The 20469-nt window shown below is 31.3% G+C and carries 19 protein-coding genes; 4 read left to right on the top strand and 15 right to left on the bottom strand.

Annotation, left to right across the window (positions count from 1 at the left end):
* Positions 1-86: 86 nt before the first annotated feature.
* A complete protein-coding gene (locus tag WA327_RS00630) occupies positions 87-887 on the top strand; it encodes a class I SAM-dependent methyltransferase (protein ID WP_336065282.1) in 801 nt (266 codons plus the stop codon).
* Here WA327_RS00630 and msrA read toward each other — a convergent pair.
* The 3 genes from msrA to WA327_RS00615 form a co-directional block, all read right to left on the bottom strand.
* Complete coding sequence (gene msrA, locus WA327_RS00625; RefSeq protein ID WP_336065279.1) at positions 884-1540, bottom strand: peptide-methionine (S)-S-oxide reductase MsrA; 657 nt, start codon at positions 1538-1540, stop codon at positions 884-886. The genes WA327_RS00630 and msrA overlap by 4 nt on opposite strands.
* 133 nt (positions 1541-1673) lie before the next feature.
* Positions 1674-2459 (bottom strand): C4-type zinc ribbon domain-containing protein, encoded by a 786-nt coding sequence (locus tag WA327_RS00620; protein WP_336065277.1) that lies wholly within the window; start codon positions 2457-2459, stop codon positions 1674-1676.
* A gap of 3 nt (positions 2460-2462) precedes the next feature.
* Positions 2463-3557, bottom strand: a complete 1095-nt coding sequence (locus WA327_RS00615) for a Nif3-like dinuclear metal center hexameric protein (RefSeq protein WP_336065275.1) — start codon at positions 3555-3557, stop codon at positions 2463-2465.
* A gap of 91 nt (positions 3558-3648) precedes the next feature.
* Between WA327_RS00615 and lpxK the strand changes: the two genes are divergently transcribed.
* Positions 3649-4653, top strand: coding sequence for a tetraacyldisaccharide 4'-kinase (gene lpxK, locus WA327_RS00610; protein WP_336065272.1), 1005 nt, complete (start codon positions 3649-3651; stop codon positions 4651-4653).
* Here the strand turns inward: lpxK and WA327_RS00605 are convergent.
* The 11 genes from WA327_RS00605 to WA327_RS00555 all read right to left on the bottom strand — a co-directional run bounded on the left by WA327_RS00605 (position 4640) and on the right by WA327_RS00555 (position 15642).
* Positions 4640-6883, bottom strand: coding sequence for an ATP-binding protein (locus WA327_RS00605; RefSeq protein WP_336065269.1), 2244 nt, complete (start codon positions 6881-6883; stop codon positions 4640-4642). The two genes, lpxK and WA327_RS00605, sit on opposite strands and share 14 nt — an antisense overlap.
* A 46-nt stretch (positions 6884-6929) precedes the next feature.
* Positions 6930-7925 carry a type I glyceraldehyde-3-phosphate dehydrogenase gene (gene gap / locus WA327_RS00600; RefSeq protein WP_336065266.1) on the bottom strand — a complete coding sequence of 332 codons (996 nt, stop codon included), beginning with the start codon at positions 7923-7925 and terminating at the stop codon, positions 6930-6932.
* Entirely contained in the window at positions 7925-8803 is an 879-nt protein-coding gene (lipA, locus tag WA327_RS00595; protein ID WP_336065264.1) for a lipoyl synthase, read from the bottom strand. Before lipA ends, gap begins: the two co-directional genes overlap by 1 nt.
* Positions 8804-8846: 43 nt before the next feature.
* Positions 8847-10067, bottom strand: coding sequence for an Nramp family divalent metal transporter (locus tag WA327_RS00590; protein WP_336065262.1), 1221 nt, complete (start codon positions 10065-10067; stop codon positions 8847-8849).
* The gene (locus tag WA327_RS00585; protein WP_336065260.1) at positions 10067-10612 is read right to left on the bottom strand and encodes a sigma-70 family RNA polymerase sigma factor; all 546 of its coding nucleotides are present in this window, start codon (positions 10610-10612) and stop codon (positions 10067-10069) included. The genes WA327_RS00590 and WA327_RS00585 overlap by 1 nt, the downstream gene beginning before the upstream one ends.
* The gene (locus tag WA327_RS00580) at positions 10603-11718 is read right to left on the bottom strand and encodes a glycosyltransferase (protein ID WP_336065259.1); all 1116 of its coding nucleotides are present in this window, start codon (positions 11716-11718) and stop codon (positions 10603-10605) included. Before WA327_RS00580 ends, WA327_RS00585 begins: the two co-directional genes overlap by 10 nt.
* A gap of 6 nt (positions 11719-11724) precedes the next feature.
* Positions 11725-11928, bottom strand: a complete 204-nt coding sequence (locus WA327_RS00575; protein ID WP_027880259.1) for a hypothetical protein — start codon at positions 11926-11928, stop codon at positions 11725-11727.
* 113 nt (positions 11929-12041) lie between these two features.
* Positions 12042-12848: an anti-sigma factor gene (locus tag WA327_RS00570; protein ID WP_336065256.1), complete on the bottom strand. Its 807-nt coding sequence runs from the start codon at positions 12846-12848 to the stop codon at positions 12042-12044.
* A 12-nt stretch (positions 12849-12860) separates the two neighbouring features.
* Positions 12861-13391 (bottom strand): sigma-70 family RNA polymerase sigma factor, encoded by a 531-nt coding sequence (locus tag WA327_RS00565; protein ID WP_336065254.1) that lies wholly within the window; start codon positions 13389-13391, stop codon positions 12861-12863.
* A 47-nt stretch (positions 13392-13438) separates the two neighbouring features.
* Positions 13439-14452 (bottom strand): UDP-N-acetylmuramate dehydrogenase, encoded by a 1014-nt coding sequence (murB, locus tag WA327_RS00560; RefSeq protein ID WP_336065252.1) that lies wholly within the window; start codon positions 14450-14452, stop codon positions 13439-13441.
* A complete protein-coding gene (locus WA327_RS00555; RefSeq protein WP_336065249.1) occupies positions 14452-15642 on the bottom strand; it encodes a pyridoxal phosphate-dependent aminotransferase in 1191 nt (396 codons plus the stop codon). The genes murB and WA327_RS00555 overlap by 1 nt, the downstream gene beginning before the upstream one ends.
* A gap of 199 nt (positions 15643-15841) precedes the next feature.
* Here WA327_RS00555 and WA327_RS00550 point away from each other — a divergent pair, with 199 nt between their 5' ends.
* On the top strand, positions 15842-17107 hold the full coding sequence (locus WA327_RS00550) for an aspartyl protease family protein (RefSeq protein ID WP_336065247.1): 1266 nt from the start codon (positions 15842-15844) through the stop codon (positions 17105-17107).
* Positions 17108-17157: 50 nt separating this feature from the next.
* Here WA327_RS00550 and WA327_RS00545 read toward each other — a convergent pair whose 3' ends face one another.
* Positions 17158-17583, bottom strand: coding sequence for a DUF1573 domain-containing protein (locus WA327_RS00545; RefSeq protein ID WP_336065245.1), 426 nt, complete (start codon positions 17581-17583; stop codon positions 17158-17160).
* Positions 17584-17767: 184 nt separating this feature from the next.
* Between WA327_RS00545 and WA327_RS00540 the strand changes: the two genes are divergently transcribed.
* Positions 17768-20404: a valine--tRNA ligase gene (locus WA327_RS00540; protein ID WP_336065243.1), complete on the top strand. Its 2637-nt coding sequence runs from the start codon at positions 17768-17770 to the stop codon at positions 20402-20404.
* Positions 20405-20469: the final 65 nt, after the last annotated feature.

Below are 20469 nucleotides of genomic sequence, written 5' to 3'. Positions count from 1 at the left end.
GTTTTTTTGTAAAGTTACGTAATTGAAATTCGGAATCACTTTTTTAGTTTAATTTAGATGAAATTTAGGATCAATATTTTATAAAAATGAAAGACTTAAACGACGCCTTTAGTACAAACAAAGCTACTTGGAATGAAAAAGTAAAAGCACATGCAAATAGTGATTTTTACAAATTAGAAGCATTTATAAATGGTGAAAACTCTCTTAACATTTATGAGTTAAATGCTTTGCCAGACGTAAAAGGTAAGTCTTTATTGCATTTGCAATGTCACTTTGGTCAAGACACCCTAAGTTGGAGCAGGTTAGGCGCAAAGTGTACTGGAGTAGATTTAAGTGACGAAGGTGTTAAGCTAGCACAGCAATTAAATGATCAGTTAAAATTAGATGCTAATTTTGTGTGTTGTAATGTTTTAGATACATCGCAACATGTAAAAGAACAGTTTGATATTGTTTTTACCAGTTATGGCGTAATCGGTTGGTTGCCAGATTTAAAACCTTGGGGAAAAATGATTGCAGAGCGTTTAAAAGAAGGAGGTACATTTTATATGGTTGAGTTTCATCCAATAGTTTGGATGTTTGATTATTTAGAAGGACAACCAAAAATGAAATATGGTTACATGCAAGATGAAGCTATTTATGAAGAATACGAAGGGACTTACGCAGATACTGATTCTAAAATGATAAGTAAAGAATACGGTTGGAACCATGGTTTAAGCGAAGTTATTAACGCCTTAACCGAAGCTGGTCTACGTATTGATTATTTAAACGAGTATGATGAAAGTCCTTATAACGTACTTCCAAATTTAGAAAAAACTAAATCTGAAATGTACGTTACTAAAGATAAATTGTACCCTTTAATTTTTGAAGTAAAAGCTAGGAAGGTTTAATGCTTTTCCTTTAAAACTTCCGGTATTTTAGCTTGAAACTTTTTTAAACGCGGTATAGAAACGTTCTGTATATATGGGTTTTCAGGATGTAACTTTTCATAATTTTGGTGATAAGCTTCTGCTTTCCAAAATTTTTGAAACGGATAGACTTCAGCAGCAATTGTAGCGTTTAATTGTTTTGCTAAAGCTGCTTTTTTCTCTTCTATAATTTTCTTTTGTACATCATTTTGATAAAAAATAATAGAACGGTATTGAGATCCTCGATCTGGTCCTTGTCCGTTAACTTGTGTTGGGTTTTGAGATGCAAAATACACATCAACTAAGGTTGAAAAGCTAACAATTTTAGGATCATAAATAACTTCTACAGCTTCGGCATGACCTGTTAATCCAGTGTTGCTTTGCTCGTAAGTTGGGTTTTGTGTATATCCGCCAGAATAACCACTAATAGCTTCATCTACACCTTTAACACTTTCGTAAACAGCTTCTACACACCAAAAACAGCCACTAGCAAAATATGCTTTAGCTAATCCGTTTTTTAAAGGCACTTCAATAGGCTTAGCATTTTTTACTGCTTCTTGTTTTGGATTTGTTTGAGCTTGATTATTACAGCTAAAAAGTAGCGTAAGTAATAGGATAGGTAGTAATCGTTTCATAATAAATTTCTTTTTCATCTTTAGACGTAAAAATTACTAAAGCCTTAATTTATTTTTTTATAAAATTGTCTTAAAAAAAAAGAGCCTTCAATTTATTGAAGACTCTGATAAAATATTTGTTTTGTTATATAGCTTAAGATGATAACTTAGCAAATAACTTGTTCATTTTTTCTTGCTCTTCGTCTGCTAAAGCCGAATCTACTAAGATACGTCCACTGTGCTCGTCTGTAATAATTTTTTTACGTGATGCAATTTCCATTTGCACTTGTGGTGGAATTGTAAAGTAAGAACCACCAGATGCACCTCTTTCAATTGGTACAACAGCTAATCCATTTTTTACGTTTGCTCTTATTCTTTCGTAAGCTTTTACTAAGCGATCTTCAATTTTGTCTTTAGACTCTTCAGATTTTTCTATTAAAGCTTTTTCTTCTTTTTCTGTTTCTTTTAAGATAGCGTCTAACTCACCTTTTTTATGTTTTAAGTGTGTTTCACGATCTTTAGTATGCTCTTTAGTTTTAGCAATTACTTCTTTCTTTTGCTCGATTTGAGCTTTGAATTCTTTAATGTGTTTTTCTGCTAATTGAATTTCTAATTCTTGATATTCAATTTCTTTGCTTAAAGAGTTAAATTCTCTATTATTTCTAACATTTTTTTGTTGTTCTGTATATTTTTTAATTAAAGCTTTAGATTCTTCAATTAAATTTTTTCTATCAGAAATTTCAGTGTCAATGTTATTAAGACTTTCTTCTAGTTTGTCAAGTCTAGTTTTTAATCCCGCAACTTCATCTTCTAAATCACTTACCTCTAAAGGTAGTTCTCCACGAACGTTTCTTATCTCGTCTATTCTAGAGTCGATTAATTGTAGATCGTATAATGCTCTTAAGCGTTCTTCTACTGTTGCTTCTTTCTTCTTTGCCATATTTTAAAAATACTTAACAGGATTGGTATTTGTGTTTGATAAAACGAATGCAAAATTAGGAATTTTTTTTGTAAGTATTGCTACTAAACCGTTTTTTGTGTACTGTTCGCTTTCGTAATGTCCAATATCTGCTAAAAGGATGTTGTTTTCTGCTTGAAAAAAGTCATGATATTTAAGGTCTGCAGTGACATAAGCGTCTGCGCCTGACGCTTTTGCATTGCCGATAGCAAAACTACCAGAACCACCTAAAACAGCTACTTTTTTGATTGGTTTTTCTAAAAGTTGTGTGTGTCTAATGTTGGAAACCTTCATTTTTTGCTTCAGATGATTTAAAAAATCAACTTCTGTCATAGCGGTTTCAAACTCTGCAATCATTCCCATTCCTATATTTTGATTTGTATTTTCTAAAGTGGTTACTTCATAAGCAACCTCTTCATAAGAATGTGTTTTAAACAATGTTTCTAAAACTTTATGTTCTAAATGTTTAGGATAAGTAATGCCAATTTTTGTTTCGTTTTCGAAATGTGTTTCACCTTTATTTCCAATAGTAGGATTTGCGTCTTCGTTAGGATTAAAAGTGCCAACACCTTCTACATTAAAACTACAATGATTATAATTCCCAATACTACCTGCTCCAGCATTAAATAGAGCACTGCGAAGTTGTTCTGCTTCTGCTTTAGGAACAAAAGTAGTTAGTTTTTTTATGGTTTGCTTTTGCGGAATTAAAATACGCTGATTAATTAAGCCTAATTGGTCACAAAGCATAGCATTAACACCTTTTTTATAATTGTCTAAAGCGGTATGAATTGCATAAATAGCAATGTCATTTTTTATGGCTTTTAACACAGTGCGCTCTACATAATTTTTGCCTGTCAAGCTTTTTAAACCTTTAAAAATGATTGGATGAAAGCTGATAATTAAGTTGCAGTTTTTTTCGATAGCTTCTTCAACAACATTTTCAGTTGTGTCTAGTGTGATTAAAGTTGAAGTTACTTCGGTATTTTTATTGCCAACCAAAAGACCAACATTGTCAAAATCTTCTGCATAGTGTAATGGTGCATCTTCTTCTAAAGCGTTAATAATGTCTTTTATTAGCATACTTTTTTAGGTTTAATAATTTAAAACAAATATAAAATATTTACTTTCGTTACTGTAATCTGTTAAAACAAAACAGAAATTTTATCTTAAAATGAAGTTTATAAGAATCATACTTTTTCCCTTTGTGCCAATTTATTTTTTAGTGACTTGGTTTAGAAATTTAGCTTACGATAAAGGTTGGTTTAAGTCCACGAGCTATGATTTTCCTATAATCTGTGTTGGTAATTTAAGTGCTGGCGGTACAGGAAAAACACCAATGGTTGAGTATTTGATTAGATTGTTAAAAGATGAAACCAATTTAGCTACTTTAAGTAGAGGTTACGGAAGAAAAACAAAAGGTTTTTTATTAGCAGAAAACAATATTACAGCGACTGAATTAGGTGATGAGCCATTTCAATTTTATCATAAATTTAAAGATGAAATTACAGTAGCAGTAGATGAAGACAGGCAACATGGTATTGCAACTTTAAGAGCTTTAAAAACAAAGCCTGAAGTTGTTATTTTGGATGATGCTTTTCAGCATAGAAAAGTAAAAGCAGGTTATAATATTTTACTAACAACGTATAACAATCTTTATGTAGATGACTTTGTTTTACCAACAGGAAATCTACGAGAACCAAAAAAAGGGGCAAAAAGAGCTAATATAATTGTGGTGACTAAATGTCCTGAATTTTTGAGTCAAAATGATAAAGAAGCTATTGTTTTAAAATTGAAACCAAAGGTGTATCAGCATGTGTTTTTTAGTCATATTAGTTATAATGATTCAGTTTTAAATGAAACACAGAAAGTTGGTTTAAAAGCGTTAAAGTCTTTCACTTTAGTTACAGGTATTGCAAACGCAAAGCCTTTAGTAAATTATCTAAAATCACAGCAATTAGATTTTAATCATATCGAGTTTAAAGATCATCATAATTTCACTGCTGATGATGTAAAAAAGCTTTCAAAATTAGAAAGAATTGTAACTACTGAAAAAGATTATATGCGTCTTAAAAATGAAGCTGTTTTAAAAGGTAAATTATACTTTTTACCAATTAAAACGGTTATTGATAATTCAGAACAATTTGATGCTTTAGTTAAAGCGTTTACTCTTGGCTAATTTGAGAACCTTCAGACATTAAAGCATTGTAAAGTTTACGCTCAAAATCTTCTTGTTTAAAAGGTTTAGGTATGATGTCTGTAAAACCAGCTTCATCAAATTCTTGCATTTTATCTTCAATAGTAACTGCTGTTAATGCAAAAATGGTTAATTCTCTATCAAATGCTCTAATCATTCTTGTGGCTTCAATACCGCTTATTCCAGGCATGTGTATATCCATTAAAACAACATCGTAACTGCCTGTTTTAACTTTGTCTACAGCTTCTTCACCATTATCTACAACGTCACAGTATAAATTCATTTTATTTAGAATTTTACGTGTAATCATTTGGTTAATTTTGTTGTCTTCTACAACTAAAATCTTAATGTTACTTAATTCTATTTCGTCTACATCTTTAAAGTAAGTCGTTTTTTCTACTTTAACTTCTTCGTGACTTCTTTTTAAAGGTAATTCAAAGTAAAAAGTGGTTCCTTTTCCTAGTTCACTTTTTAAATAAATTTTTCCTTTTAAAATGTCTATTAATCCTTTTACGATTGAAAGCCCTAAACCTGTTCCTCCGTATTTTCTGTTAATTTGAATTGAGCCTTGAGAGAAACTTTCAAATAAGTTTTGCTGCTTTTCTTCACTTATTCCTATACCATTGTCTTCAATTTCAAATCTTACTTCTAGGTTATCACCAGAAATCTTTTGCTGAATAATTCTAATCCAAATATCCCCGTCTTTGGTAAATTTTATTGAGTTACCGATAAGGTTTATTAAGATTTGAGAAATTTTCAATTGATCGGCATTAAAATTTTCTGGCAGATTACGGTCGTATTCAAAATGAATTTTAATATTGTTATCTAACGCAGAATTATTTAGTGCAGAAATAACATTTTCTACTTTCTTTTTAAGATTGAAAACTTCAGGTTCTATATCTACTTTATTGGCTTCAATTTTATTAATTTGAAGAATGTCATTAATAAAAGTAAGTAGATAATCTCCTGAAAATTTTAAGGATTTTAAATGCTGTACTTGTTCTGGTTTTGGGTTTTCTTCTAGCAGCATATTTGTTAAACCAGTTACTGCGTATAAAGGTGTTCTTAACTCGTGCGTTACTGTAGATAAGAAGTTGGCTTTAGTTTTTGTTGCCAATTCTGCTTTTTCCATAGCAATGGTAAGCTCTGCATTTTTCTTATGTAAGATGTTGTTAGATTTTAATCTAATATTGTTGTTTTTGTAAAGTGATAATGTTAGTAAAGATAGAATGGTAATTAACGCAATACTTAAGATGGTAGTTAATTTTTCTAACCAAGAAGAATTAGCTTCTTTTTGTAAATCTGCTTCTCTTTCTTCTTGATATTCTACTGGGTTTTCATATAAAAACTCTAATTTTTTATCTTCTGCTAAGTGAGAACGTTTCACTTTTAGTAAAGAGTCATTTAATTTTAGGTGTTTTTTTAATAAGGTGTTAGATGCTTTGTATTCTCCAGCAGCTTCTTTAATGTCGCTTTTTACTTTGTACCCAATACTTAAAATATCAATAAAACCATTTTTTTCTGCAATCTGAAATCCAAGATTAGCTAAGTTTTCTGCTTCTGTAATATTACCTAATGCAGCTTTTGTTTGTCCTAACTTTAGGTAGCTTGTGCTAAGTAATTGATTGTGTTGGTAGCGTTTAGATAAGCTGATAACTTCTTCATATAAATCGCGAGCTAAATCATAATTTTTTAAAATGAAATAAGCATCTGCTTTATACATTTTGGTTTCTGCTTCGTAAGAGTGTAAGTCTTCATTTTCAAAAATGACTTCAGCAGAATTAAAATAATCTATTGCGTTGTTGTATTCTTTTTTTTGTTTAAGATAAACTAAACCTAAAGTTTTATAAGTTTCAGCAATATTAATGTTGTCTTTTGCAAAACGTTGTTTTTCAATAGCTTTTACTAATATTTTAGTGGCTTCTTCTGGGTTTTCTTGTATGTAATACAATTTACCCATTTTAGAGTAGATTAAACCAATGCTCTTGTTGTCATTAATTTGTTTTGCTAATTCTAAAGCTTGTTCTAAATCGTCTTGAGCTTTGTAAAATTCGTTGTTATCTATGTTGTTTTGAGCAAAGCTAATGTCAAAATCTATCTTATCTTTAATAGCATCAATTTCTGTTTGAGACAAATCCTGTTGTGCAAAAAGATTTAGTCCAAATAGACAGAAAATAAAATAGAGTAGGTATGTTTTGGTTAGGGTACGCATAGCATTACATATCAAACAAATATAAATATTTATCCGATAAAAGTAATTATTTATTCGATAAATTGATTATAATGTCAATAATTCTGCTAGAATATCCAGTTTCATTATCGTACCAACCTATAATTTTTACCATGTTTCCTATTACCGATGTCATTTGAGCATCAAATATGCATGAGTGTTTATTTCCTACAATATCAATAGATACAATAGGGTCTTCGGTATATTCTAAAACACCTTTAAACTTAGTGTTTGCAGCATTTTTAAATGCTTCGTTTACTTCTTGAATCGTTACCGTTTTTTTTACATTAAATGTAATGTCTGTTAACGATCCATTAGCAACAGGTACTCTAATACCGCAACCACCAATAACATCTGATAAATCTGGGAAAATCTTCGTTAACGCTTTAGCAGCACCAGTTGTTGTTGGTACAATGCTCTGTCCTGCAGCTCTGGCACGACGTAAATCACGATGTGGTTGATCGTGTAAACTCTGATCTGTAGTGTAAGAATGTACAGTGGTAATATAAGCTTGGTCAATACCACATAAATCGTTAATAACACTAATCATTGGTGCAGCATTGTTAGTAGTACAAGACGCGTTAGAAATTATCTTTTCATCACCATTAATACTACTTTCATTAACACCTAAAACAATAGTTTTAATATCATCTTCTATTGGAGGAACACTTAAGATTACTCGATTAGCTCCGTTTTTTAAATGAAATTCTAAATCTTCAGAAGTTTTAAATTTTCCTGTAGATTCAATTACAAAATCAGGATTGACTAAAGACCAATTAATGTCTTTAGGATGTTTTTTGTTGAATAATGTAACCGACTCATCATTAACTACAATAGTATTTTCTGTTGAAGTAATTTCAGCAGGAAAAACACCATGAATGCTATCGTATTTTAATAAATGTGCTAATGTTTTAGCGTCTGCCAAATCATTGACTGCAACTACCTTTATAGATGGATGATTGTGTAATAATCTAAAAACACGTCTACCAATACGACCGAAACCGTTAATAGCAACCGTTATCATTAGTTTATATGTTTTTGAGCTTTATAAGATGAACGAACTAACGCGCTACTTTCTACATGTCTAAAACCTAGTTTAAGACCTATTTCTTCATATTCTTTAAACTCGTCAGGCATGATAAAACGTTTAACAGGTAAATGTTTTTTACTTGGTTGAAGGTATTGCCCAATAGTTACAACATCTACGTCGTTTTCTTTAAGATCGTGAAGTGTTTCAATAACTTCTTCTCTAGTTTCACCTAAACCTAACATAATTCCAGATTTAGTACGACGTTGACCTTGCTGTTTTAAATATTTTAAAACTTGCATACTACGGTCGTATTTTGCTTGAATACGAACTTCTCTGGTTAAGCGTCTTACGGTTTCTATGTTATGCGAAATAACTTCTGGAGCAACATCAATAAGTCTATAAAGATGCATTTCTATACCTTGAAAATCTGGAATTAAAGTCTCCATTGTCGTTTCAGGATTCATGCGTCGTACTGCTTTTACAGTTTCTGCCCACATGATGCTTCCCATGTCTTTCAAATCGTCTCTATCAACACTGGTTAAAACGGCGTGTTTAATTTTCATTATTTTGATAGAGCGCGCTACTTTTTCAGGTTCGTCCCAATCTACATCTTCTGGTCTTCCTGTTTTTACACCACAAAAACCACAAGATCGAGTACAAACGTTACCTAAAATCATGAAGGTAGCAGTTCCTTCTCCCCAACATTCGCCCATATTTGGACAGCTTCCAGAAGTACAAATAGTGTTTAAATTGTACTTGTCTACTAAGCCTCTTAATTCGGTGTATTTTTTACCAGTAGGTAATTTAACGCGTAACCATTTTGGTTTAGGTTTTCTTTCTGGTAATATATTTGAAGCGTTCTCTGTATTCATAGTTTATTTTTCTACGCACAAAGATACGAGTTATTAATGTGATTTAAAACTTTAGGCTGGTTAAGTACCAAATACTAAATCCTATTAAAAAGATAATACCGATCCAGCTTAAAAGACGAAGTCCTTTTTTTGGTTGCCATTCTTTTGGTGTGTGTTTGCTACAAATTAATTTGTAATTGATTATTGCATAAAAAGGAGCGGTAACAAAAGATAAAATTGTAGCGACTTGTATAAGAAATCCCATTTCTGATTTTAAAAAGAAAAAGATTGAAATTGTGCCTATTACCAGTATCAACGTCCAAATTAAAAACCCATTTTTTTGTGAGCTTTCAAAAACTAGCTCAGTGGTTTTATGCATCGCTCTTGGTGAGGCATCTAAAGTAGTAAGTGTTGTGCTAAACATGGTTGTGAACGCTGCTAAACCAATAATAACATAAGACCAATTACCTAATTGTTGTGTATACATACTAATTAGTTGGTTAGAAAAAACAGATGCTTTTGGGCTAATCACTTCGCTAGAATTAAACATAACTAAAGCGCCAAGAGCAATAAAACCAATACCAACAAAAATAGCAGCGATAAAGCCAACATTAAAATCAAATAATGAAGTTTTTACGTCGTAATTGTAGGTGTCTTTTTGTTTCTCTAAAGCCCAAAGCGATTGCCAAATCGAAACATCTAATGGTGCTGGCATCCAACCCATAAAGGCGATTAAAAATCCAATGCTTTCGGCATTATCTGGAATAATTTGTGCAAATGAAATTGGTTTAGCATTTCCCGTTAAGGCTAAAACAACAGCAATTAAAGTGCTTATTGTTAGAGCAATGACTATAATTTTCATCAATAAATCAAGAAATTTATAGCGACCACGAAGAATAATACCCAGGCAAATAGCAAGGATGATTACGGTCCAAGCTTCAACAGAAATAAAATCTCCAAATAACGAACTTGCCAAACCAGCAGTAACTATGGTAACTGCGGTTTGAATAGTAAACATGGTTAAAAAAGTGAGCACGAAATAAGTGACTAAAACGCTTTTGCTCATTTTTTTATAACCATCCAAAAGACTTTCTCCGGTTGCTAAAGCATACCTTGGTCCAAACTGAAAGAAAGGATATTTTATAAAATTAATGAGTAATAATGCCCAAATAAAACCAAATCCAAACTCGGCACCAGCACGTGTAGATTGTACTAAATGCGAGACGCCAATTGCTGCACCAGCAAACAATAAACCAGGACCTAATTTTTTTATATTGAAAGCCATTATTTTTTCTGAATAATTTCTGCTAACAGTTTTTTTGCACGTAATAATTTAACTTTTACGTTGTTGATGGGCTCGTTAAGTTCTTCAGAAATTTCTTTGTAACTATATTCTTGAAAATATCTTAGGTTTATAACCTCTTGATAATGCGGTTTTAGTTTTTTAATGTCTCTAAGTAACTTGGCTAGATTTTGCTCGGTAATAAGTTTGTCTTCTACAGAAGGTGTTTCATCTAAGACATGAAAAACTTCATCATCTGTTCTAGAAAGCGCATGTTTTATCGAGTGTTTTTCTTTCCTAATTATATCAATATGTATGTTTTTAGAAATGGTAATTAGCCATGTGCTAAAAGTATAATTTTCGTCAAACGTTTCAATTCTGTCAAATGCTCTAGAAAAAGTTTGAATAGTAATATCTTCTGCGTCATTTTCATTTTCAACACGTTTTAATTGAAATCCGTAAACTTGATCCCAATAAGTGTTTAGTAAATATTTAAACGCTTTTTGATCGTTGTTTTTAGCCTTTTTTATGGCGTCTTTTATTTCCAATAATTAGGTTTTGAAATTATATTATTTATAAAGATACAGAATTGTAAGGCAAGTAAAGAAATTTCTAAAACTGGTAGCAATAAAATAACATCAATTTCATTTAATTTTTTTGCTGAAAAACCAATGCTAAAAAATTGAAGCGTAAATCTTAAAACAATAATACCTAAAACAAAAGGCCATAAATAAAGTATTGAAATAAGAGTTATTCCTAAAATCCAAAACAAAACTTGACTAATGTAAAATAAAGCTAACAAAGATTTATGCTTAAACTTGTATAGCTTAGCAGTAGAGACGTGTCTGCGTTTTTGTCTAAACCAACTTTTAAAAGTAGTTTTAGGTATAGAAGTGGTAAAACTTTCTGGAAGAGTGCAGATGGTTGTATTCTTCTCTGTAGCGACTTCGTTAATAAATAAATCGTCGTCACCAGATCTTATTTTTATGTGATTTATAAAACCGTTAGTGTTAAAAAATTCTTCACTATGATAAGCAAGATTTCTGCCAACGCCCATATATGGTATGCCTATTTTGGCAAAAGAAAAATATTGTGTTGCAGTAAGTAAGGTTTCGTATCTAATAAGTTTATTTAAAAATGAGTTTTTAACTTTTTGGTAAGCGCCATAACCTAGAACAATAGTTTTTTGTTCGCTGTAATGCGAAGCCATTTTAGTAATCCATTGGTCAGAAACAGGTGTACAATCTGCGTCTGTAAACAGTAAATGTTTGTGTTTTGCAGCTTTTATACCCAAAGTAAGCGCGTATTTTTTGTTAGCCCAAAACGCTTCGTTGTTTTCTACGTTTACAATTTTTATATTTTTATGCTTTTCAGCGAAAGCTTCAAAAACATCTAAAGTGTCATCAATAGAAGCGTCGTTAATTAAAACAACTTCAAAGTTTGGATAATCTTGATTTAAAATTGAAGGTAAAAAACGTTTGATGTTTTCGGCTTCATTTTTAGCACAAATAATGACCGAAATAGGTAAATTGCTTTTAGTAGATTTTGATGCTGTTTTAGAAAAAGCAAAACTGCCAAAAAGTACAGCATAGTATAATACTTGAATGATAACTACAATTATAAAACTGTAGAACAGTATATCAAGTAAAATCATGTTTTATTAAGAATGTTGAGGCTCGTTACACGAATCGAATTGATCTGGAGTTTTTCCGCAAAAACCACAAGCATCACCATCTTTATTTAGCATTGGGTTTTGACTAGCACAAGTACCTGCAAATTTACCGTCTTTTTTTGCCCAAATTTTTATAGCAATACCAGCAATACCTAATCCTAGAAGTAATAATGTTATTAATAAAAGTTTCAAAATAAAGTGTCTTTTTTTGTTGTTGCAAAGATATTAATTTTAATACAATTTAAACCAAACAAAAAGCCATACTTTTTAGTATGGCTTTTTGTTTATTGTTAGTTTGAAATGTTTTATTCATTAAGCTTTAAAGAGATTTCTGCAACAGGTGTGTCGTTAGATCGCTCTAAGCTTCCGCCTTTTGGTTCAACAGAAATACTTAAACCTAAAGCATCTTCTGTGTAAGGTATCTCTTGAAGTTTTCTATCTGCTTCTGTTAAAATACCTAAGCTAACCATTTTACCTTGTATATCTGCCCAGATTTGATAGACTTGATCATCTGGTAATTGAGGTAAAGACACTACATCTATCATAGATTTTTTTTCTTTTGGATTGATGTAGGCTACAGTTTTTAAATCTTTTGCGCTACGGTTACCTTGTAACACATACTTTTCAGTCTCAGGATTGTTAAGTTGCTTAAACTGTTCTAAAATGTCATTTAAACGATTGTTGTTTTTTGCAATATCACTTCTAAGGTCAAAAATCTCGTCTACAATTACTTGATTCTCGCTAGAAAGATTTGAGTTTTGCACATATAAATATGCAGAACTACTAGCAAAAAGTAGTGCAGCAACACTAGCAGCAATTGCTAAGCTAAACCATTTCTTTCTTGGTTTTTTAGGTTGCATTGGTATAACAGGCGTTTCTTCTTCTAATGCATTTAATATATTATCTAATGCATTTTCAGGTGCTTTTACAGCATTAATTTGAGCAGAAAGCTCTAACTTATCCTGTAGTTGTTCGTAAACTTTTTTAACTTCTGGATAGGTGTTTATGTAGTGTTCTACTTCTACAGATTCTGAAGTTGTAGTTTGACCTATCAAGTATTTATCTAATAAATTAGAGTTTAAAAAAGTAGTTATTTGTTCATTTACATTCATCACATTTTACAATTAAGGGTTGTAAATTTTTTTCAATTCACGTAACGCAATTTTCAATCTAGATTTTATCGTTCCCAAAGGTATATTTAATTCTTCGCTTGCTTCTTGTTGAGTCATACCTTCAAAAAACAGTGCGTTAATGACTTCCTGATATTTAAATTCTAAAGTGTGAAGGTGTTTTTTTATATCCATCACATCTTCATTTAAACTTTTGGTTGTCAGTCTATATACGTTTGAATTTTCGATTTGGATTTCCTTAGTTGCTTTATTATTTACAGATCTAACTTTGTCTATTGCAGAGTTGTATGCAATACGATATAACCACGTAAATAATTTGGCTTTTTCTGGGTCATAGCTTTTGCCTTTTTTCCAGACTTTAATTAAGGTTATTTGTAGGACGTCTTGAGCTAAATCGTCGTCACTAATTACCTTTTTAATGACCCCAAAAAGTGCATCTGCATAATTTTCATACAGAAGATTAATGGCTTTTTTATCGCCATTTTTTAGGTGCTCAATAATGCTGTCTTCAATTGAAAAGTCCAAATATGCAGTTTTAAGAGTTAGTTAGTTTTATCTTTTTGAAGTGATTTTTAAAAAATATTTACTTCGGCTTCAATAGAAATATTAAATATACGATAAATTGTTTTTTGTATCAATTTTGAAAGCTGAAGAATATCTTCGCCTTTTGCGCCACCATAATTAACCAAAACCAAAGCTTGTTTTTTGTGCACACCGTAATTGTCAAAAGTTTTTCCTTTAAAACCAGCGGTTTCTATTAGCCAACCAGCAGGTACTTTAACCTCAGTTTCTGAAATCACATAATGAGGTGCATCAGGAAAATTACGTTGTAGCTCTTTAAATTGTTCAGTTGAAATAACTGGATTTTTAAAAAAACTACCAGAATTACCAATCTCTTTTGGATCTGGTAATTTACTTTGTCTTATAGCAATTACAGCTTTAGAAACATCTTGAATGGTTGGATTTGTAACATTCATTGTTTCTAATTGAGAAATTATTGCGCCATAATTAGTGTGTAAATTATGGTTGTTTTTTGTTAGCTTAAAAGTAACATTTAAAATAATGTATTTGCCTTTAGCCTCATTTTTAAAAATTGAATTACGGTAGTCAAAATTACAGTCTTTGTTGGTTAAAGTTTCAATAGTTAAAGTGTCTAAGTTTAAGACTTCGCAAGACTCAAAAACATCTTTAAGCTCTACACCGTAAGCACCAATATTTTGTATTGGAGATGTACCAACATTACCAGGTATTAAAGACATGTTCTCTAACCCGCCATAGTTTTGGACTAATGTCCAAAGTACAAAATCGTGCCAGTTTTCTCCAGCTTTAGCTTTGATAAAAACGTGATTATCGTTTTCAGAAACTATAGTTTTTCCTTTTAGGTTTAAATGAATGACAAGCGCATCAACATCTTTAGTTAATAGCATATTGCTACCGCCGCCAATAATAAATTTATTAGGAAATTCTTCAGTAGAAAATATAGCTCTTAAATCGTCTATATTTTCAACTGAAACAAATTGCTTTGCCTTAACATCAATACCAAAAGTATTGTAAGGTTTTAATGATATGTTATGCTGTACCTGCACTAATCTTTGTAAACTTTAAGCGCTTCTTTTAAAATGTTTACGGCTTTTACCAAACTTTCTTTATTTAATACGTAGGCAATTCTTATTTGGTTTAGACCTACGTTTGGTGAGCTATAAAAACCAGCAGCAGGAGCAACCATAATGGTTTCTTTATTAACATCAAAAGATTCTAATAACCACTGCGCAAATTTATCTGCATTTTTAACTGGTAACTCAGCAATACAATAAAAAGCACCTTTTGGTTTTGCTACTTTTACACCTTCAATTTTACTTAATTCTTCTATTAAAACGTTTCGACGTTCTACATATTCTTTATTTACTTCATCAAAATAACTTTGTGGTGTTTGTAAAGCGGCTTCGCTTGCAATTTGCGCTAATGTTGGCGGACTTAATCGTGCTTGTGCAAATTTTAATGCTGTAGCTATAACTTCTTTGCTTTTAGAAACTAAGCATCCAATACGTGCGCCACACATGCTATATCTTTTTGATACAGAATCTATAACTATAGCGTAGTCTTCTAAACCTTTTTCTTGTAAGATAGAGTAGTGTTTTGCTCCATCGTAAGCAAACTCGCGATACACTTCATCAGCTATTAAAAATAGATCGTGTTTTTTTACGATTTCGGCTAGCTTTTTAATTTCTTCTTTAGAATATAAATAACCCGTTGGATTACCTGGATTGCAAATTAATATTGCTTTTGTTTTTGGCGTGATTAGTTTTTCAAATTCTTCTATTGCAGGTAAAGCAAAGCTGTCTTCAATTTTTGAAATTACAGGTACAACTTTTACGCCAGAAGCAGTAGAAAATCCGTTGTAATTAGCATAAAAAGGTTCTGGTATTATAACTTCGTCATCAACATCCATAATACTACCAAAAGCAAACAATAATGCTTCGCTACCACCAGTAGTTACAATAATATCATCATGCTTTACGTGTATATCGTTTTTTGCATAATAATCTGCTATTTTTTTGCGGTATTCTTCAGAGCCTTCAGATCTTGTGTAAGCTAAAATATCTAAAGAGTGAACTTTCACAGCGTCTAAAGCAACTTGTGGAGTTTTTATATCAGGTTGTCCTATGTTTAAATGGTAAACAGTTTTTCCTTCTTTATAGGCTTGTTCTGCGTAAGGAACTAACTTTCTTATAGGTGATTGAGGCATTGATTGCCCCTTTTTTGAAATTACTGGCATACTAATTAATATTTGTACTGCAAATTTGCGAAAATTATTAGAGAATAATTCAAATAATACCAACTAAAAAGTATTAAGTAATTAAAGATTTGTAAATTTAAAAGGACATAATTTTTAGAATTGATGAATGCACCCTAGTAAAATCATATTTTTTTTAATTTTTACAGCTTTTCAGGGTCTTTATTCGCAGAGTATATATATGCTTCCGGAAGGTGAAACTTCAGATAAAATCAGGTTTGAATTAATAAATAATGTCATATTGATTCCTGTTGAAGTTAATGGCTTAGAATTAACTTTTTTATTAGATACAGGTGTTAGTAAACCTATAGTTTTTAATTTTTTAAAAGCTGCAGATTCTTTACAAATTTTAAATGCAGAAAAAATAAAAGTAAGAGGATTAGGTAACGGAAATGATTTAGAAGCTTTACGCTCTAGTCATAATACTTTTAAAATTGGTGAAGCAGTAAATATCGACCAAGCTTTTTATGCCGTTTTTGATCCAGAACTAAATTTTGCGCCAAAAATAGGAATACCTATAGATGGTATTATTGGTTATGATTTTTTCAAAGATTTTATTGTAGAAATTAATTATAATCGAAAGTTTATTAAAATTAAAAAACCATCAGAATACAAATTAAGAATATGCAGAAGGTGCCAAGTATTAGAATTAAACTTAGAAAATAATAGACCCTATGTTTTGTCTTATGTAGATATTGGTGCAAATAAAAATATACCAGTTAATTTACTATTAGATTCAGGTAATAGTGATGCACTTTGGTTGTTTGAAGATGAAGAAAATGATATACAAATTTCTCAAAAATCATTTATTGATTATTTAGGAGCTGGATTAAGCGGAAGTGTTTATGGCAAACGTTCAAAAATTAAAAAACTAGCACTTGGTAAATTTGATGTACAAAGTCCTAAAGTGGCGTTTCCAGATACATTGGCAATTGCTGCTATGAAATCTTTTGAAGATAGAAATGGTTCAATTGGAGGCGAAATATTAAAACGATTTAATTGTGTGTTTGATTATTCTAATTCAAAACTAATGCTCAAACCTAACAGTTATTTTAAAGAAGAATTCAGTTATAATAAAAGCGGAATTTTAGTTGAAAATAGTGGAGTAAGAATGGTTATGGAACTTAGTGGAGATCAAAACTCTGCAGTGAGTTTTAGTGGAAGAAATTCAGTAAGCATTAACGGAGTTATAAAACCTAATTACAAATATAACCTTAAGCCTGTTTATACTATTTATCAAATTTTACCTAATTCACCTGCTGAAAAATCAGGTTTAATGAAAGGTGACGAAATTACTTTTATAAACAATAGAAATACCCAAGATATCACTTTAGAAAATTTGATAGGTTATTTTTATGACGATTCTGGAGAAGAATTAAAAATTATAGTGAATAGAAATGGAGTAGAGCGTAAGTTTAGACTTATTTTAAAATCTCCATTAGAATAATAAAAAAAGCCGAAACAACTGTTTCGGCTTTTTTAATATTTTAAAAAGTATTATTGCTCCATTACGCTTTTTTCTTTCTTAGTCAAAACGCTTGTTTTTGAAGGATCAATAACGTTTCCTTTAATTTTTAAAGATACAGAAGGTGTATCGGCATTAGATAAAACGGTAATTGTTTTCCTGATTGGCATCACTCTATTGGTATCATATTTAACTTCAATTTCTCCAGTTTCACCTGGCATAATTGGTTCTTTAGGTTTTTTAGGAACTGTACATCCACAGCTAGAGTGAACATCAGATATTACTAATGGTGCATCACCTGTATTAGTAAATTCAAAAGTTCTTAAACCATTAGCTCCTTTTTCTATTGTACCATAGTCTATTGTAGTTTCTTTAAATTCAATTTTTGCTACTTTTTCTTGAGCATTAACTGTTAAACTAATCAAGCCAACAAATAATAATGTCATTAATTTTTTCATTGTATATAAATTTTAATGATTTGTAAATTTAATTACTTTTTACTCCTCTAGCAAAAATATTAGATGTAATACACTCAAACAAATACTTTTGAATAATTTAACGGTGCATTAATCTGCTATATAATTTCACAAAAACAGAATAATAAGTATTTTTGCCAACTATAATTCAAAAACTATTCCAAAGATGAGTATCCCATCAAAATATGATGCAAAATCCGTAGAAAATAAGTGGTATGACTACTGGATGAAACATAATTATTTTCATTCAGAACCTGACGAAAGAGAACCATATACCATAGTTATTCCGCCTCCAAACGTAACAGGAGTATTACATATGGGACATATGTTGAATAATACCATTCAAGATGTATTAATACGTCGTGCGCGTTTACAAGGTAAAAACGCCTGTTGGGTACCAGGTACAGATCACGCATCTATTGCTACAGAAGCAAAAGTAGTAGCAAAATTAAAAGCACAAGGAATAGATAAAAATGATTTAACTAGAGACGAGTTTTTAAAACACGCATGGGATTGGACTAACGAATATGGAGGCGTCATCCTAGACCAATTAAAAAAACTAGGTTGTTCTTGTGATTGGGATAGAACCAAGTTTACTATGGACGATGATATGAGCGAATCCGTAATAAAAGTGTTTGTAGATTTATACAATAAAGGCTTAATTTATCGCGGTTATCGTATGGTAAATTGGGATCCAGAAGCAAAAACAACTTTGTCTGATGAAGAGGTAATTTACGAAGAAAAACAAGGAAACTTATACTACTTAAATTATAAAATTGAAGGTAGTGAAGATACATTAACCATTGCTACAACAAGACCAGAAACCATTTTTGGTGATACCGCAATTTGTATCAATCCAAATGATGAACGTTTTGCACACTTACGTGGAAAGAAAGCGATTGTGCCAATTTGTAACCGTGTTATTCCAATTATTGAAGATGAATATGTTGATGTAGAATTTGGTACAGGTTGCTTAAAAGTAACGCCAGCACACGACGAAAATGATAAGATGTTAGGCGATAAGCACAATCTTGAAGTAGTAGATATTTTTAATGAAGATGCGACTTTAAACAGCTACGGTTTACACTATGAAGGTCAAGATCGTTTTGTGGTGCGTAAGGCTATTGCTAAAGAATTGGAAGAAAAAGGCATTTTATTAAAAACCGAAACTCATATTAATAAAGTAGGAACGTCAGAGCGCACAAAAGCAGTTATCGAACCAAGATTAAGCGACCAATGGTTCTTAAAAATGGAAGAGTTGGTAAAACCAGCAATAGAAGCTGTTTTAGGTGAGGATGCGGATATAAAATTATTCCCTAAAAAGTTTGAGAATACGTATCGCCATTGGATGGAAAATATTCGTGATTGGAATATTTCTCGTCAACTACTTTGGGGACAACAAATTCCGGCATACTATTATGGTGACGGAAAAGAAGATTTTGTAGTTGCAGAAAACATCAATGAAGCACTAGAGTTGGCTAAGGAAAAAACTTCAAACTTCGAGCTTCAAACTTCAGACTTAAAACAAGAAACAGACGCATTAGATACTTGGTTTTCATCTTGGTTATGGCCAATGTCTGTGTTTGACGGCATTCGTCATCCAGAAAATGAAGATATCAAATACTATTACCCAACAAACGATTTGGTGACTGGTCCAGATATTTTATTCTTTTGGGTAGCACGTATGATTATCGCAGGTTACGAGTATAAAGGGCAAAAACCATTTAATAATGTGTATTTAACAGGTTTAGTTCGTGATAAGCAACGTCGTAAAATGAGTAAATCTTTAGGGAACTCACCAGACGCATTAAAACTTATTGAAGAATACAGTGCAGATGGTGTGCGTGTTGGATTATTATTAAGTAGCGCAGCAGGTAACGATTTATTATTTGATGAAGCTTTATGCCAACAAGGTAAAGGTTTTGGTAACAAAATCTGGAGTGCATTTTACTTAACCACTTTATGGGAAGTTTCTGAAGATATTGAGCAACCAGAAGCAAGTAAGACAGCGATAGCTTGGTACGAATCTAAATTCCAAAAAGCATTAATCGAAATAGAAGATCACTTTAGTAAATACCGTTTAAGCGATGCGTTAATGGCTATTTACAAGTTAATTTATGACGATTTTTGTGGTTGGTTATTAGAAATGGTAAAACCAGCTTATCAACAACCAATAGATGCAAAAACATACCAAGCCATTATCTCAATTTTTGAAGAGAATTTAAAGCTTATGCATCCATTTATGCCATTTATTACAGAAGAAATTTGGCAAGCAATAAAAGAAAGAACGCCAGAAGACGCTTTAATAGTTTCGACTTGGCCAGAAGCTAAACCAATAAATGAGGCTTTAATAACTGAGTTTGATTTTGCTTCTGAAGTAATTTCAGGAATAAGAACTATCAGAAAAGAAAAGAATATTGCTTTTAAAGACGCGATAGGTTTTTCAGTAATAAACAATGAAAAGATTAACCCAACTTTTGATGCAATCATTGAAAAAATGGGTAATCTTGAAACCATAGAATATGTGTCTGAACCTGTTGAAGGTGCTTTAACCTTTAGAGTAAAATCTAACGAATATTTTGTACCAATGGTTGGAGCTATAGATGTTGAAGCCGAAATAAAAAAATTAACTGAAGAGTTAAATTATACCGAAGGTTTCTTAAAATCTGTACAGAAAAAACTATCTAACGAGCGTTTTGTAAACAATGCGCCAGAACAAGTAGTAGCTAGCGAGAAAAAGAAAGAAGCAGATGCGTTAGCTAAGATAGAAACGTTGAAGGCAAGTTTAGAAAACCTTAAATAAATAAAGTTTTAAATAATAAAAATTAAGCCTCACTTGGTTTAAACCAAGTGAGGTTTTTATTTTTG

Origin of the sequence: Mesoflavibacter sp. CH_XMU1404-2, assembly GCF_037029465.1 — a bacterium.
Lineage (GTDB): Bacteria > Bacteroidota > Bacteroidia > Flavobacteriales > Flavobacteriaceae > Mesoflavibacter.
The sequence above is the reverse complement of the archived record's forward strand: the minus strand, read 5'-3'. Positions and strand labels throughout refer to the sequence as shown.